The following is a 16,511-nucleotide window of genomic DNA, read 5'->3' on the forward strand; positions in this document are numbered from 1 at the left end:
TTCCATGTCTCGCACCGACACCGTTGACGTCACGCGTTGGCGTGCCAAGTACGCCCTCATCGAGCGTGCCGCCGAGGCGGACAAGGACGCCCAGGCGCTCTTTGCCGAGCTCGACTCCGACCGCGGCGCCCGCAACGGCGAGCTGCGCGAGATCCTCGCCGACCTCGTCGCCTCCGGTGACCTCGTGGCCTTCAAGGAGGCGATGAACCAGTGGACCCGCAAGGACGGGCCCTACGTCGGCTTCGGCCCGATCGGCGCCCCGTGGCTCGCCGCGCTGGTTCGCCGGGCCGAGGAGGAATACGCCGAGATCGTCGCCCTCCTCAAGCTGGTCCTGCAGACGCCGGCCTCCCCGCAGGACGCCGCAGACAAGCTCCAGTCGATGGAGGCCTTCCTCGCCCGCGGAGGCTCGCGAGGGCACCGGGCCCCGGGACCGGGCCACACGGCATACGTCCTCTCGCTCTTCTGGTCGACCGACGACGGTGGCGACTGGCCGCACATGTGGGAGAACGCCCCGCACATGCTCCAGCGCCTCGGCTGGCTCGAGCGGGGCCTCAGCCACGCCGAGCGCTACGTCGCCTTCGCCGACCTCTGCACGGCCCTGCGTCCCGACGACCCGAAGTACGCGGCCCGCATCCTCTGGTACCTCAAGGAGACGAACGCCTTCGTCGGCATCGCCCCCAAGGCGCTCGACGTGTGCGTCGAGGCCGCCGAGATCGCCGCCGACTTCCGCCCCTCGTCCGGCTACGGCGAGGCCCGGCGCGAGGAGCGCGCCGCAGACCTCGCCCGCCAGCTGCGCGGCGAGGCCGACCACCTCTCCGACAGCCTCATCGAGCGGCTCTCCACCGAGACCGGCCTCTACCTCGAGGCGCCCACCCTCGCGCTGCAGCAGCACGCGGGGGAGGACGCCGCGTACCGCTCCGACCTGTATGCCGCGTGGATCCTGGTCGGCGGCGCCGGGGCCCCCGGCTTCCGACTCTGGGTGACCCAGTCGGGCGTCGCGTTCGGCCTCCACGGCGGCTGGGAGGGCGAGAGCGACCAGCAGCACCGCGAGGTCGGCACCATCGTCCAGGAGCACCTGCCGCGCGGGCTCAGCTTCTTCCACGTCAACGAGGACAGCCGCACCGACCGCCTCGAGCCTTTGGGCCGGGAGTACCCCGGCGGCGAGACGTTCGTCGGGCGCTGGTGGAAGGGTGAGGACGCGATGGGCCGCGCCGACTTCGTCGACGACATCATCGCGACCGCCCGCACCCTGACGCCGCTCCTGCGCTTCATGACCTCCAGCCAGCGCGGACCCCTCGACGACCCCAGCCTCGAGCTCGCCGCCATGGTCGACCTCGAGGGGGAGGTGGAGATCTTCAGGCGCGAGCGGCCCTACCCGAGCGAGCGCGACGCCTGGCACCAGGAGCAGCGCCGGGTGTTCGCGGCCTGCCTGTCACGCGAGGGCCTCGAGGACTTCGACCTGCCCACCTTCAAGCGGATCGTCTCGACCCGAGGCTACGGCGACATCGGCGCGCAGTCCGTGCTCATCAGCAGCATCAACGCGCTCGACGCCGCGGGCATCGACGAGCTGCGCGTCATGGTGCGCAGCCTGCTCTGGGGCGAGGGGCGCGACGAGGAGCGGATCAACCGCGTCCTCGGCTCCGACGACGTGCCGGTGCAGGGCTTCGGCGAGAGCGTCGTGCTCAAGCTCTTCGCCATCGCGCACCCGGAGCACTGGCTGCCGCTCTTCACGCTCGGCGGCGACTCGGGCAAGATCGCGATGCTCACCCGCCTCGGCGGCCCGGCGCGCTGGACCGACGGCAAGTCGCGAGGCCGCACCCACGTCGAGACCAACGCCCTGCTCAAGCAGACGCTCGACCCGCTGCTGCCCGGCGACCCCTGGGGGCAGGCCCAGCTCGCCTACTGGCTCATGCGCCGTTCGGACAAGGCGCTCATGCCCGACCACGACGCCCTCGGCGAGGCCGCCCAGGAGCTGCTCATCGAGGAGGACTTCCTCCGCGAGATCCGCAGCCTGCTGGAAGAGAAGAAGCAGGTCATCTTCTACGGACCGCCCGGTACCGGCAAGACCTACCTCGCGCAGCGTTTCGCCCAGGCGCTGCAGCCCGACCCGGCCAAGCGCGACATCGTGCAGTTCCACCCGAGCAGCAGCTACGAGGACTTCTTCGAGGGCTTCCGCCCGCAGATCGACCACCAGGGTCAGATGGTCTACGAGCTGCGCAAGGGTCCGCTCGCGCTGCTCGCCGAGGCGGCCGAGGCGGACCCGCTGACGCCGCACATCATGATCATCGACGAGATCAACCGGGCGAACCTGCCGCGGGTCTTCGGCGAGCTGCTCTTCCTCCTCGAGTACCGATCCCACTCGGTGAAGACGAGCTACCGCCCCGACGAGGGCTTCGAGCTGCCGCCGAACCTCTACTTCATCGGCACGATGAACACCGCCGACCGCTCGATCGCGCTCGTCGACGCCGCGCTGCGCCGCCGCTTCGACTTCGTGCCGTTCATGCCGCACGACGGGCCCATGCAGGGCCTGCTGCGGCGCTGGCTCGAGGCGCACGACGGCCCGGTCTGGGTCGCCGACCTCGTCGACCGCGTCAACGAGGACCTGCGCCGGGCGCTGCGCGGGCCGCACCTGCAGATCGGGCACAGCTACTTCATGCGCCCCGGCCTGGCCGACGACGAGACCACGCTGCGCCGCATCTGGGACTACAACGTCTACCCCTTCATCGAGGACCAGCTCTACGGCCGCGAGCACGAGCTGGCCCAGTTCCGCTGGGACAACGTCGTCGCCCGCTACGGCCAGCTCGACCTGACCCGGTCGTGACGGTCGTGACCCCCGCCCACCCGATGCGCCGCAGCCGCCGGTGACCATCGAGCTGGCGCCGATCCCCGAGCACGGCCGCTCGGGGCCGGTGCGCCTGTCCCGGGAGACCCGTGCGGCTCTCGTCACCGCGGCGGGGGAGCGCCTCGTCATCCACGCGACGGCCGACCCCGACGTCGTCACCATCGGCGCGACGAGCTGGGTGGGTGCCCTCGCCGTCCCGGGCCTCGTCGTCCGCGTCACACCCCGGGTCTCGGTCACCAACTTCTTCGCGATGCTCGGGGCAGGCGTGGCCCCCGACGCCTTCGACCACGAGCACGTCACGTGGAGCGACACCGACGAGCTCATCGACGGGGTCGCCTACTTCGCGATCCGCCTCATCGACTCCGCGACCATGCGGGGGCTCGTGCACGGCTACGTCGCGCGCGAGGAGCGGATGCGGATGATCCGCGGCCGCCTGCTCGTCGAGGAGTTCGCACGCCGGCCGTGGAGCGCCGCCGAGCCGCAGTGCCGCTTCGACGACTTCACCGCCGACATCGCCGAGAACCAGCTGCTGCGCTGCACGCTGCAGGCGATCCTGTCGTGGCCCCAGCTGGCCCCGCACGTGCGCCGGGAGGCCCTGCGGGTGCTCGGACGCTTCGAGAGCGTGGCAGACACGCCGGCGACACGGCATACGACACCGCTGCCGATCACCCGGCTCAACGAGCACTACGAGGACGCCATGCGGCTGAGCCGCCTGGTGCTGCAGGCGATGTCGCTCAGCCACGAGGCCGGCGACCAGCAGGCGAACAGCCTCATGGTCGACATGGACGACCTCTTCCGCCGCTGGATCGCCCAGGAGCTGGACGTGCGTCTCGCTCCCGAGCTGCGCATCCAGCGCGACCAGGACGTCTGGCTCGACGAGGGCCGCGCCGTCACCATGGCGCCCGACCTGGTCGTGCGGCGGGGGAGCGACGTGGTGCTGGTCGGTGACGCGAGGTACTCGATGGGCGCCGACGGCTACCTGGCCTCCCGCGACTACCTCGAGCTCGTCGCATACACGACGGCCATGGCGCTGCCGACGGGACTGCTCGTGCACTGCAACAGCCAGCGCGCGCCGGAGTCGGAGATCGTCATCCGCAACGCGGGCACCCGGATCCTGTGCCGGCCCATCCGTCTCGACGGGTCGTATGCCGCCGTGTGCCGTTCGCTGGACGCGCTCGCCGGGCTGGTCCGCGAGCTCGCGGACGGGCCCGGTGGCCTCGAGGTGCCGGAGGTCGTCAGGACCGGCGCCTGACCGGTCGGCCGCGTGTCTGCGAGATCACACCAGCGCTGTGACGTTTCGCTGGTGGCCTCCTCCGGCCACTACTACGCTTTGTAGTACCGACAGAGAAGCTGCCGGAACGCACACCGAGTTCTGGAGTTGAGTTCCATGGGCACCATCCCGCGTGACACCAACACGCAAGGCACCGCGACGGTCAGCCGTCACGATCCCGCGAAGGGCGTCGTCACCTTCCAGGAGGAGGTGGTCCGTTCGGCCGTTGCCCGGAGGTTCCTCGCGGGGCTGCGCATCGTCCTCGGCTTCACCTTCCTCTGGCCCTTCATCGACAAGCTGTTCGGCCTGGGCTACGCGACCCCGTCGGCGAAGGCCTGGATCCACGGCGGCGCACCTGCACAAGGCTTCATGAAGGGCGCCGAGGGCCCCTTCGCCAGCATGTTCAAGAACACGGCTGGCCCGTGGGCCGACTGGCTCTTCATGGCAGCCCTCCTCGGCATCGGCGTGGCCCTCCTCGCCGGCGCCGGCCTCAAGATCGCGGCGTGGAGCGCTGCGGTCCTCCTCGCGCTGATGTACCTGGCCGAGTTTCCCCTCGGCACCACCGGCGTCTACACCAACCCTCTCGTCGACAGCCACTGGATCGAGGCGCTCGGCGTCGCGGTTGTCGCCACGACGCTGGCCGGGGACACCTGGGGTCTCGGCAAGTGGTGGGGCCGCCATGTCGGTAACGGCTTCCTGAGGTGAGCGGGTCGGTGACCGTGCTCCCTGACACGGTCACCAGCGAGGGCCCCGGGGCCCGAGCAGCGAGGCGGTCCTCCCGCAGAGGACCGCCTCCCCTTGTCCCCAAACGCTGGGGGCACGTCCCCTCCCGCGGTGGAGGCAGACGTATGCCGCCCGGCCGAGGAGGCCGGACGGCATACGTCCTGTGGTGCTGTGCTGTGTCAGCTGACGCGGAGGGTCACCGCAGCGGAGGTCGCTGGGTCGTCGGCCGACGAGCCGTTGTATGTCGCGCGGACCGAGTGGGTGCCGCGACCCAGGACCGGGGCCGTCAGACGGGCCGTGCCCTTGGAGACGGACGCGTTGCCCAGGACCCGGCTCCCGTCGCGGAAGGTCACCGTGCCGGTGGCGCCGCCCGGGGAGACGGTCGCCGTCAGCAGCGGGCGGCCACCGTAGCGATAGCTGGTCCTGCTGGACTTCAGCGAGGCCCGGCTGGGCCGCCCCTTCACCGCGACGTTGACGGTGTTCGAGGTGCTGCCCGCGAGCTGGCCGTCACCGGAGTAGACGGCCCCGAACGAGTGGCTGCCGCGGGTCAGGCCGTTGACGGTCAGCACCGCCTGGCCACGCGAGACCGTCACCGTGCCCAGCGTCTTGCCGTTGTGCAGGAACCGCACCGCGCCGGTGGCACTCGAGGGGCTGACCGTTGCGGTGAGCACCGTATTGCCGCCGTGGGTGAAGCTGCTCGGGCTGGCCGAGAGCTTCGTGGCCGACGCCGTCTTCACCACCACGACCTGGGCACGGTGGCCGTCGGTGTTGAGGTGGTGGAAGAGGAGCAGGCCCTTGGGCTTGTCGACCGCGTAGGCCTCCTCGTCGCGGACGACGTCGAGCGACTGGCCCGGCAGGTCCGTGTTGAGCAGGGTGCCGTAGTCACCGAAGGCCGACAGGCCCGGGGACGCGACGCTGATCGTCATCGGCGCGGACGAGGACCCGACGGCGTCGATGTTGCCGTTCTGGCTGTACGAGCTCACCCAGTAGCGCACCTTGGGCGAGGATCCCGAGATGAGGCCCGACTTGAGCAGCGTGCCGACGCTCACCGGCAGGACCAGCGAGTCGCTGTTGAACACGTTCGTGTCGAACGAGCCGTCGCTGCCGTTGACGAGCTGGTCGTCGAGGAGCTTCGGCTTGCCACGCAGGTCGACCAGCTCCGACAGGAAGTAGTCGAAGTCGTCGGTGGCCGTGCCGGCACGCGTGTTGTAGACGACGGCGTCTGCCTTGCCGTCCCCGTTGGTGTCGAGGAAGACGTCGAACTCGGTCGAGCTCGCCGGCGTGCGCCACGGGCCCTGGGTGCTGATGCCGAAGGACAGGGTGGCGTCCGTGGGGGTCCGTGAACGGCCGTAGTCGGAGGCCGCGCCGACATAGCGAAGGTCGGCCCCGCGGTCGTCGGCCGTGCTGACGCAGTCGAGCACCTGGGTGGGGCTGCACGCCGGAATGGCCGGGCTGGTGCCCTGGAGCTGGAACGTCGAGACCGTCGACAGGTAGTCGGTCGACGTGTCGCCGGTGTGGATGCCGGTGCCGGTCAGCGGCAGCGACGACGTCTTGATCGGGCCCTTACCGGTGACCGTCGTGCTCGACGGGGCGGCCATGGTGGACGCCGGTCGCGGCGCGGACCAGATCGGCACCCGAAGGGCACCCCCCGACGTGCCACGCACCGGCGAGAGCACGATGCGCCCACTCGCGTCTGCGCGGTAGTTGCGCTGGAAACCCTTGTTGAGCGGGTCGCCCTGGGTGGTCGGGTCCATGACGGCCCGCAGCGCGGACCGCGTGAAGGTCGCCGTCACCTTGACGTCGACGGAGCCGTTGGCCGGCACCCGCACCTGCGAGGGGCGGAACGAGTACGTCACGCCGGGGCTGGCGTGGGCGGCGTCGTACGACAGGGTGTATGCCGCCGACGTGACCGGACGCTTGTTGACGATGCGAACCGTCTTGGTGAGCGTCTGAGTGGGCGCGGTGACGGCCACGGGGCCGAAGGAGACGCTGACGGCGCCCGTGTCGCCCAAGACATAGGCCAGCGTGCTCGTGCCGACAGCGGCGTCGGCGACGACGCGACCGGAGCCGACGCGCTCGGGACCGTAGACGTTCCCCGTGTGGTTCGCGCCCGTGTAGACGTCCTGCGTCGCGGTGTTCATGATCGAGGCCTTGACCTCCTCGACGGACCACGTCGGGTGCTGGCCGCGGACCAGGGCGGCCTCACCGGCCACGTGCGGCGACGCCATGGAGGTGCCGCTCTCGGCGACGCCCTCGTTGCCGGTGCCCACCGCGACCGAGAACGTCGTGACGCCCGGCGCGGCGACATCGGGCTTGATGCCACCGGCGACCCCGACGCCCCGCGAGGAGAAGCCGGCGAGCTGGTCGATCGCGCCGGGGTTGCGCAGCGTCACCGAGTTGCGCAGGGCGTTGGTCATCGTGACCCGCACCTCGTTGCCGCTGTCCAGCTGACTCTTGATGGCCTTGGTGCCCTGGTGGATGACGAGCATGGCGGGGATGACGTCGCTACCGGTGACGCCCGCGGAGAAGGAGTTCACGTCGCTGCCGTAGATGATGCCGGCAGCTCCGGCGGCCACGGCCTGGGTGCCGCGAGCGAGGGAGCCGCAGCGGCGTCCGTTGCCGTCCAGCCACATGAGCATGACGACCTTGCCGGCCACCTTGGCCGCGTCGGTGGCGGAGTAGGGGTCGCAGCCGTCGCTGTTGTTCGTGGCGGACGGGGCGGTGGACCAGTCGCCGATGGCGGTGACCGGGGTGTCGGTCACGCCCTGCTTGTTCGCCCAGCCGTAGGCGACCGACTTCAGCGCGCCGAAGACGTTGTCCTGCTTGCCGTCGACCGTGTCGGCGGGCTCGATGCCGGCCGGGGCGTCGACCTTGAGACCGTCGACCACGTCGTTGCCGTCGTCGGAGGCTGCGACGGCAAGCACCCGCGGTGCGTTGCCCGGGGAGCCGCCGACCTCGTAGACGTCGCCGGAGTTGCCCATCGAGGCGACGACGACGGTGCCGAGCGCGGCGAGGTTGTTGGCGGCGACGGCGTCAGGGTCCTGTGGGGAGCCGTAGGAGCTGCCGAGCGACATGTTGACCACGTCGAGGTGGTCGGACAGGTCGCCGTCGCCGTTGGGGTCGGCTGCCCAGTCGAGCGCTCGTCCGACGACGTCGGTCGAGCCCTCGCAGCCGAAGACCTTGAGCGCGTAGAGGCTGGCCTCAGGGGCGACACCGGGGCCGATCGAGAGCTCGGACGGGTTGATGTCCTTCGAGTAGCCGCCGCTCCAGGTCTTGCCTTCGGAGTCGACCCCGAAACCTGCCGTGGTGCCGGCGACGTGCGAGCCGTGGCCGTTGCAGTCGAGCGGGTTGGCGTCGGGCTGCGGGTTCGGGTCGTACGCGTCGGAGCTGGGGTCGGCGTTGTAGTTGTCGCCCGCGAAGTCGTAGCCGCCGACGACCTTGGGCGTCGGCGTGAAGGTGTTGGAGGCACCGGCTGCCTTGAACGCCTCGACCGTGCCGGGACCGCCGAAGTCGGCGTGGGTGTAGTCGATGCCGGTGTCGATGATGCCGACGCGCACACCCTTGCCCGTCTGCGACATGGCCAGCCACGCCTTGGGTGCCCCGATGAGCGGAACGGAGGAGGTGTTGCTCGGCTGCTTGGGGGTCAGCCGGTGGATGGCCCTGACCCCCGGGATGGCGGCGAGCGACGCGAGCCGGGACGCGTCCGTGTGGACCGCGATGCCGGCGTATGCCGCGTGCAGCCTGTAGAGCGTGCGGGCCCGGGTGGATGCGGCGCCGAAGCGCGACTCCACGCCCGCCTGGGCGGCCTTGACGGCGGCGACCTGGCTCCGCGAGGCGCTCTTTGCGGCGGCCAGGCCGCGTGCTCGTGCCTGGCGGAACGCCGACGTCGCCGGAGCGGCGTCGAGCTCGATCATGACGTTGACCGGGCCGGTGGCCGAGCGCAGGACGGTGTCGACCTTGTCCCCGGCGACGCGCTGCGTGCCGAGAGCCAGCGAGCCGGTCCCTCGCACGCCCGCCGGTGCTGCGGTGTCCTTGCGGTTCTTCAGTGAGTGGTGGGGGTCGGCCGCTGTGGCGGGCGTCGCCCCCAACGTGGCGGCGACGATGGCCGTGACTGCGCCCGCACTCACGGGGCCGAGAAGGCCGCGGCGGCGCCGCGAGCCCAGAGAATTGCTGTGCACACATCCTCCTCGCGTGACGCAGTCGCCCTGACACCCTGTGCATCAAGCGCGATGAACGGGTTTGCCCGCTTCCTGCCACGCGGGATGAAACGTACATCCGCGACAACCTGCTCGCGGCTTAACGGAGGTTCTACCTTCTTCGGTTTTTTCCGGACGACTGAGGCTGTCGGTGCCGGACGGCATACTCGGCGCCATGCAGCGGATCGACGGCCACCTCGTCCTCAGTCCCACGGACCTGACCAAGCACGTCGCCTGCGCGCACATCACGACCCTCGACCTGGAGGCGCTCGATGCTCCTGACTCCGGCGCCTCGCGGGCGAGCGGGGTCGACGACTCGCTCAACCTCGTCTTCGCCAAGGGCCTCGAGCACGAACGGGCCTACCTCCAGCGGCTCGTCGCCGAGGGGCGCGTCGTCGAGGACATCGCCGCTCTGGGGGTCCGGGGCGCCGCGGCGGAGGCGGCCACGCTGGATGCAATGCGGCGCGGAGTCGACGTCATCTACCAGGCGACCTTCTTCGACGGTCACTGGGTGGGGCTGGCCGACTTCCTCCTGCGCGTCGAGGAGCCGAGCGACCTCGGGCCCTGGCGCTACGACATCGCCGACACGAAGCTCGCGCGCCGGCTCAAGGTGCCCGCCCTGCTGCAGATGGCCACGTATGCCGCCCGCCTCGAGGTGCTACAGGGTGTCCCGCCGCAGTGGCTGACGGTCGTCACCGGCGACACCGAGGCGCACCCGTGGCGGCTCGTCGACGTGGCACCCTACGCGCGCCGTCGCCGGGCCGAGCTGCTCGACGCCATCGCCGACCCGCGCGAGACCGAGTCCGCCCGCGTCCAGCACTGCGGGCAGTGCCGGTGGAAGGAGCGGTGCGCGCAGGAGTGGCTCGATCGCGACGACCTGATCCAGGTCGCCGGCATGCGCGCCGACCACCGGGCCGCCCTCGTCGAGCTCGGCATCCCGACCCTCCGGGCGCTGGCCGAGTCCAGCGAGGAACGGCTGGCTCCCGCCCTCTCGGTGACGGCGCGGCGACGCCTGCTCCAGCAGGCCAGGCTCCAGCTCGCTGAGCGCGAGACCGGCGAGGCGCAGTTCCAGCTGCTCGACCCGGAGCCTGCGCGCGGCCTGCAGATGCTGCCCGAGCCCGACCCGGGTGACGTCTACCTCGACTTCGAGGGTGACCCGTGGGCCGAGGGTGGCGCGGGCCGCGAGTACCTCGCTGGCATCTGGACCCGAGAGGGCGAGTTCGTCGACTTCTGGGCCCACGACTTCGCCGACGAGGGGCGCCTGACCACCGACCTGGTCGACTGGCTGAGCGACCGCTGGCGCCGGCACCCGGGCATGCACGTCTACCACTACGCGCCCTACGAGACGACGGCCCTCAAGCGGCTCGTCGGCCAGCACGCGACGCGCGAGGCGGAGCTCGACCAGCTCCTGCGGCACGAGGTGTTCGTCGACCTCTACGCCGTCGTGCGGCAGGGCGTGCGCATCAGCAAGGGCTCCTACTCCATCAAGAAGCTCGAGGAGTTCTACTGGGGCCACACCCGGTCCGCCGAGGGCGCTGGTGTCGCCGACGGGCTCTCCTCCGTCGTCGAGTACGAACGCTGGCTGGCCGGGCGCGACGACGGCTCGGCCGACCAGTCCATCCTCGACGACATCCGGCGCTACAACGAGGAGGACGTGCGCTCCACCCTCGCGCTGCACGACTGGCTCGAGGAGCGCCGGCGCGAGCTCGAGTCTGCCGGTCACGTGCTGTCGCGGCCGGTGTCCTCCGAGCTGCGTGAGATCGGCGACGACGAGCGCGCCGAGATCGAGCTGTCCGAGCGGCTCGTCGAGCAGGGCGACGAGATGCTCGCGGGGCTCGTCGGCTGGCACCGCCGTGAGAAGCGGCCCGAGTGGTGGGACTTCTTCCGCTACAAGGAGCTCGAGACGTCCGAGCTCGTCGAGGACGCCACCGCGCTCGGCGACCTGGGCGAGCCCCTGGAGGTGGGGGTGGTCAAGCAGTCCAAGGTCTGGCGCTACCCCTTCCCGCCCCAGGAGTGCAAGGTGCCGGTCGGCAAGTACGCCCCCGACGTCGACACCCACGCCACGGTCGGCAAGGTGCTCGCCCTCGACCCGGTCGCGGGGTGGGTGGAGCTGTCGATGAAGTCGCTGGAGCCGCCGCGCCCTCGCGGGCTCGGTGGCCCCGGCCCGGTCATGGACCAGGTCCTGCGGGCCAGCATCGCGCGCACGGCCGAGCTGGCGCTGTCGGGCGGGAGCAACCTCGCGACGCGGCTGCTGCGACGGGCGGTGCCGGCGGGCGAGGTGCTCGTCGCCCGGCCGGGCGAGACACCCAAGGACGTGGTGGTCCGCGTCGGGCGCGGCCTCGACGGCGCGGTGCTGGCGGTCCAGGGGCCGCCCGGCACCGGCAAGACGTACGCCGGGTCGGCCCTCATCCGCGAGCTGCTCGATGCCGGGCTGCGCGTCGGGGTCACCGCCCAGTCGCACGCCGTGGTCCTCAACCTGCTCCGCGAGGTGGGTCGTCCTGCCTGGCACAAGGACGGCACCAACGCCGAGGAGGGCGACGAGCCGGCCGATGCGGGCTCCCTGGTGCGCCACACGAGCGACAACTCCGCGGTCGCGGCCGCCCTCGGCTCCGGTGAGGCGACGCTGGTGGGAGGCACCGCCTGGCTGTGGTCGCGCGAGGACATGGAGGGCTCCGTCGACGTGCTCGTCATCGACGAGGCCGGCCAGTTCTCACTGGCCAATGCGGTCGCCGTCGCGCCCGCCGCGCGGTCTCTCGTCCTGCTCGGCGATCCGCAGCAGCTCACCCAGCCGACCAAGGCCGTGCATCCCCACGGCTCCGGCGTCTCCGCGCTCGACCACCTCCGCGTGGACGACGACGGTCTGCTCCACGACGTCATCCCGGCCGACCGCGGCGTCTTCCTGGACCGCACCCACCGGATGCACCCGAGCCTGACGGCCTTCGTCTCCGAGCTCGCCTACGAAGGGCGGCTCGAGTCCGCACCAGGTCGAGAGCGTCTATCCGTCGACGCACCCGGTGCGCTCTCGGGCGACGGGCTGCGCTGGGTGCCCGTCGAGCACGACGCCCCGTGCGAGCAGTCGAGTCGCCAGGAGGCTCGCGTGGTCCGTTCGCTCGTCGACGACCTGCTGCGGGGCAGCTGGACCGACGCGGACGGGACGCCGCACGACATCACGCTGTCCGACATCCTGGTCGTCGCTCCCTACAACGCCCACGTCGCCACTCTCGCGGCCGAGCTGCCGGAGGGCGCCAGGGTCGGGACCGTCGACAAGTTCCAGGGCCAGCAGGGGGCGGTCGTCATCTACTCCCTGGCGAGCACCACCGCCGCCCTCGCCCCGCGTGGCGTCTCGTTCCTCTACGACCTGCACCGCCTCAACGTGGCGATCTCCCGGGCGCGGGCGATGGCGGTCCTCGTGGGCAGCCCGCTGCTGACCGACGCCGCCGTGCACACCCCGGAGGAGCTGCGCGCCGTCAACGCCCTGTGCCGCTACGTCGACGAGGCCAAGGCGGTGTGAGGCATTACGTCCGCGACGCGACCCGGACCCGCTGGTCCGGCTGGTCTGGCTGCCCAAGAGGGATGGCGCGCGGGCGGTGCCGTCACGCGGCGTCGCCGGCTGCTGGGGGCGGCGGGCGGTGCCGGTCAGGCGCCGTGGGCCGCCACGTCCCAGAGCCGTCCCTCACCCCGGATGTGGGGCAGCGCCGCCCGGATCGAGCGTTCGGCGAGCTCGGGGGCCACCCCGAGGTCGACGGCATACCGCAGGGCCACGGCGGGAGTGCGCTCGATCCCCTGACGGCAGTGCACGAGCACCCGCTTGCCCTCGGCGCGGAACTGCCGCAGCGCTGACGACACGTCGTCGAGGACGAAGTCGAGATGGGGGTTCGACTCCTCCTGCTCCTCCTCGTTGATCCAGAACTCGATGTGCTCGCGTGCGGTCATGCCCGCCGCCGGGATGTCGTCGAGGCCGAGCGCGCACAGCGACACGATCGCCTGCACGTCGAGCTCCCGCACCCGACCCAGGTCCGAGATGGTCCCGAGGACGATGTCGGGATCGATGGGATGGGGGATGCCGAGAGCCGGGATGCCGGTGTCACCCATCGACACGACGGACGGCCACTCACCGACGCGCCGCCCACGCGCTGACGTCGAGACGGCGAGCTCGACGAGGTCGTGCGCCCGCAGCCCAGGCCACCCGTGCACCATGCGCCGCCACTGGGTCGGCACCGCCGAGGCGCCGTAGCGCGCACCGAGCAGGGAGCCGGCGATGGCTGCGACGGTGTCGGTGTCGTGGCCCGCGCGCACCGCCGCCTGCAGGCCCCGCTGCAGGTGCATGGCCGAGCCGTCTCCGCGGTCGGTCGTCGTGATCGCGGCCCAGGCGTCCTGCAGGGCCGTCACGGTGAAGCCGTTGTTCCCGAAGCCGCCCGGCTCCGCTCCCGTCGCGGCCTCGACCCAGTCGCCCCAGCGCCATGCGTCGGCGGGCGTGACCAGATCCAGACCCGCCGTGAGGTCGAGGCGGCCCTCGGTGACGGCGACCCGGATCGCCTCGGACCACAGCACGGCCGAGTCGGCGGCCAAGGGGTCCGCGTGCGTGAGCCGGGCGATGGCGCGGGCCGCCTGGGCTGTCGCCTCGCGGTCCTCGAGCGCCGACAGCCCGACGATGGGGGTGCGCATCAGCGCGCCGTTGCCCGCGGTGAGCCCGGTGCGTGCGTGCAGCTCGGCGCTGGCCTGCGTCAGCCGCTCGTGTGGACGACCGGTCAGCTGCTTGGCTCGCGTCAGCACGTCCCGGGTCTGGATGCCCACGTCGGTGGCACCACCGTCCAACCACGCCGTGAAGGCCTCCGCGACCTCGTCGAGCCCTTCGGGGGAGGTGAGGTCGACGCCACGGGCCGCCACGCGGGCCACGCACAGCGTCATCTGGGTGTCGTCGCTCCACTCACCGGGCTCGTAGGGGCCGAGCCCACCACCCTTCATGACGGCCTCGCCCACGGGCGGCGCCGCCATCTCGTAGGGCACGCCGAGGGCGTCGCCGCACGCCTCCCCGAGGAGGACTCCAGCTGCTCGGTCGACGGCGATGGGGCGGATGGGCACGGCTGCTCCTCGGGCGACGGGCTGGTGCGGTTGGTGCGGGTTGGTGCAGGGGATGGATGCTGCGAATGAGAAGTTACCTGCCGCGCCACGACGCCCGCGCGGGCCGCCCGGTCACTCGACGCCCGCGCGCGAGGGACGGCCTCGGCGAGCGCACCTCCGCCGGCGCCGGCCCCGCTGGCGGCGCCCCCGCGCCCGGGTCCAGGCGTCGATGCCCACGCCGTAGGCTTCTCGCGTGCTCCAACCGCTGACCATCGTGCTCCTCGCCGGCAGTGCCGTGCTGGGCCTCTTGGCCGCCCACCACCTGCTGCGGCGACGGCTCGTCGACGACCCGCTCATCCTCGTGGGCGCGGGTCTGGAGCTCGCCCTGCTCGTGCAGCTCGTCGTCGGCCTCGCCAGGTCGGGCGCGATCGCCGACGGCGCCGAGCGCGCCACCTTCATCGCCTACCTCTTCACCGTGCTGCTCGTCGTGCCCGCCAGCGTGGTCATCGCCGTCAAGGAGAAGACGCAGTGGGCGATGGCCGTCGTGCTGGGCGGCGCCCTCGTCGTGGCCATCCTCGTCGCCCGCCTGCAGCAGGTCTGGAGCCTCAATGTCTGAGACCACCCCCACTCCCGACGACCGCGGTGCTGCCGGTGCTGGCGGTGCCGCCGGTACCGCCGAGACCGCCGGTGCTGCCGGGACCGCCGAGGCGGAGCGCCCGCACACGGGGCACGGATTCGGCCGTCTCCTCGTGGCGGTCTACGGGCTGCTCGCGCTCGCCGCAACCGGCCGCTCGATCCTGCAGATCACCGAGTACTTCTACAAGGCCCCCGTGCCCTTCCTGCTCTCCGCGCTGGCAGCCGTGATCTACCTCGTGGCCACCATCGGCCTGGCCCGCGGCGACCGGACCTCGGTGCGTCTCGCCACGGTGGCCCTCACCGTCGAGCTCGTGGGGGTCCTCGCGGTGGGCACGTGGAGCGCGGTGGACCCGGCCGCCTTCCCGGAGAAGACCGTGTGGTCCCACTTCGGCGCCGGCTACGGCTACGTCCCCCTCGTGCTGCCGATCGTCGGACTCTGGTGGATCCGTCGCACGGCTCGCGCGACAGCGGCCACGGACGCGGCGTCGACGCGACACTGACGGCGCACCCATGGCGCGCCGATAGGGTGTCGGCCATGACCGAGCAGACCACTGCCCCTGTGTCGACCGCATCGCAGGTGCCCGTGACCGGGCCCCTGACAGTCCGCGAGATCACCGGCGACGAGGCCGTCGAGACCCTCCTCGAGCTGGGTGGCAGCTTCCTGCAGACACCGGCGTGGGGACGGGCGAAGGCGGGCTGGCGCCGCACGCACCTCGGCTGGTTCGACGCCACGGGCCGGCGCGTCGGGGCCGGGCTCGTGCTGTCCCGCACGATCCCGCGCCTGTCGCGCTCGTATGCCTACCTGCCGGAGGGGCCGGGCCTGCCCTGGGACGTCGTCGCCGCCGACCCCGCCGTGTGGATCGACCCGCTCGTCGCATGGGCCAAGGCCCACAAGGCGTTCGCCCTGCGCCTCGGCTACCCCGTGGTGTCGCGCGTCTGGGACCGTGAGCCGGTCAAGAAACAGGTCGTCGACAACGGCCTGCTGAGCTTCACGACGCTGCCGCCCGCCGTCGACAACCCCACGGCCCGCGCCCTCGAGGGCTGGCTGGACCGCAACGGCTGGCTCTCGCTAGGCGCGGACGGGGTCGCGGTCGGCCAGCCGCGGCTGCTCTGCATCGTCGACCTGCGCGGCCGGACCGAGGCCGAGCTGCTCAAGGGCATGAACCAGCAGTGGCGCCGCAACGTCAAGAAGGCCGAGAAGGCCGGGGTGCAGGTGCGCGCCGTCGGTCCGGAGGGCCTCGACACCTTCCACGCGCTCTACGTCGAGTCGGCCCACCGCGACAACTTCATGCCGCGGCCCAAGGCCTACTTCGACGTCATGGCGCGCTCCTTCGCCACCGACGAGGGGCCCGTGTCGGCGCGCTTCTACGAGGCGCACGTCGACGGCGACGTGCTCGCCTCCGCGCTGATGATCCGCTTCGGCCGCACGTTCTCCTACCTCTACGGCGGCTCCACCGAGCGCAACCGCGACGCCCGGGCCTCGAACGCCCTGCAGTGGCAGGCCATGCGCGACGCCGCGGCCGCCGGTTGCGAGGCCTACGACTTCCGTGGCTTCAACACCTCGCTCGGCGCCACCAGCCCTCTCACCGGCCTGCTCCTGTTCAAGCTCGGCGCCGGCGCCGACGTGGTCGAGATGGTGGGGGAGCGGGAGCTGGTGATCAGCCGCTTCTGGCACTTCGCCTTCGCCAAGGCCATGGCCGCCCGCATCGCGATCAACAAGCGGCGTACGGGCGGCGGTTCGGCGCCCGAAGGCGACATCTAGGGCCGTCAGCGTCGGCGCACG

At 71.8% G+C, this 16,511-nt stretch carries 9 protein-coding genes; 7 read left to right on the forward strand and 2 right to left on the reverse strand.

Going from position 1 to position 16,511, the window contains the following annotated elements; translation table 11 throughout:
* Positions 1 to 4: 4 nt before the first annotated feature.
* The 3 genes from LQK93_RS15960 to LQK93_RS15970 all read left to right on the forward strand — a co-directional run bounded on the left by LQK93_RS15960 (position 5) and on the right by LQK93_RS15970 (position 4,817).
* On the forward strand, positions 5 to 2,821 hold the full coding sequence (locus LQK93_RS15960; RefSeq protein ID WP_374968755.1) for an McrB family protein: 2,817 nt from the start codon (positions 5 to 7) through the stop codon (positions 2,819 to 2,821).
* A gap of 40 nt (positions 2,822 to 2,861) precedes the next feature.
* Positions 2,862 to 4,094, forward strand: coding sequence for an McrC family protein (locus LQK93_RS15965; protein ID WP_374968756.1), 1,233 nt, complete (start codon positions 2,862 to 2,864; stop codon positions 4,092 to 4,094).
* A 135-nt stretch (positions 4,095 to 4,229) separates the two neighbouring features.
* Positions 4,230 to 4,817 (forward strand): DoxX family protein, encoded by a 588-nt coding sequence (locus LQK93_RS15970; protein WP_374968757.1) that lies wholly within the window; start codon positions 4,230 to 4,232, stop codon positions 4,815 to 4,817.
* A 197-nt stretch (positions 4,818 to 5,014) separates the two neighbouring features.
* Here LQK93_RS15970 and LQK93_RS15975 read toward each other — a convergent pair whose 3' ends face one another.
* Positions 5,015 to 8,962 (reverse strand): S8 family serine peptidase, encoded by a 3,948-nt coding sequence (locus LQK93_RS15975; RefSeq protein ID WP_374968758.1) that lies wholly within the window; start codon positions 8,960 to 8,962, stop codon positions 5,015 to 5,017.
* 244 nt (positions 8,963 to 9,206) lie between these two features.
* Here LQK93_RS15975 and LQK93_RS15980 point away from each other — a divergent pair, with 244 nt between their 5' ends.
* Positions 9,207 to 12,542 carry a TM0106 family RecB-like putative nuclease gene (locus LQK93_RS15980; protein ID WP_374968759.1) on the forward strand — a complete coding sequence of 1,112 codons (3,336 nt, stop codon included), beginning with the start codon at positions 9,207 to 9,209 and terminating at the stop codon, positions 12,540 to 12,542.
* 125 nt (positions 12,543 to 12,667) lie between these two features.
* On the opposite strand, the gene LQK93_RS15985 is transcribed toward LQK93_RS15980, so the two are convergent.
* Positions 12,668 to 14,113, reverse strand: coding sequence for an ADP-ribosylglycohydrolase family protein (locus LQK93_RS15985; protein ID WP_374968760.1), 1,446 nt, complete (start codon positions 14,111 to 14,113; stop codon positions 12,668 to 12,670).
* Positions 14,114 to 14,345: 232 nt separating this feature from the next.
* Here LQK93_RS15985 and LQK93_RS15990 point away from each other — a divergent pair, with 232 nt between their 5' ends.
* Genes LQK93_RS15990 through LQK93_RS16000 form a run of 3 tightly spaced genes read left to right on the forward strand, consistent with a single transcriptional unit; the run spans position 14,346 to position 16,490 of the window.
* Positions 14,346 to 14,708 carry a hypothetical protein gene (locus LQK93_RS15990; RefSeq protein ID WP_374968761.1) on the forward strand — a complete coding sequence of 121 codons (363 nt, stop codon included), beginning with the start codon at positions 14,346 to 14,348 and terminating at the stop codon, positions 14,706 to 14,708.
* Positions 14,701 to 15,228 carry a hypothetical protein gene (locus tag LQK93_RS15995; protein WP_374968762.1) on the forward strand — a complete coding sequence of 176 codons (528 nt, stop codon included), beginning with the start codon at positions 14,701 to 14,703 and terminating at the stop codon, positions 15,226 to 15,228. The genes LQK93_RS15990 and LQK93_RS15995 overlap by 8 nt, the downstream gene beginning before the upstream one ends.
* A 35-nt stretch (positions 15,229 to 15,263) precedes the next feature.
* Positions 15,264 to 16,490, forward strand: coding sequence for a lipid II:glycine glycyltransferase FemX (locus tag LQK93_RS16000; RefSeq protein ID WP_374968763.1), 1,227 nt, complete (start codon positions 15,264 to 15,266; stop codon positions 16,488 to 16,490).
* Positions 16,491 to 16,511: the final 21 nt, after the last annotated feature.

The sequence above is a fragment of the Terrabacter sp. BE26 genome, assembly GCF_041941675.1.
Taxonomy (GTDB): Bacteria; Actinomycetota; Actinomycetes; order Actinomycetales; family Dermatophilaceae; genus Terrabacter.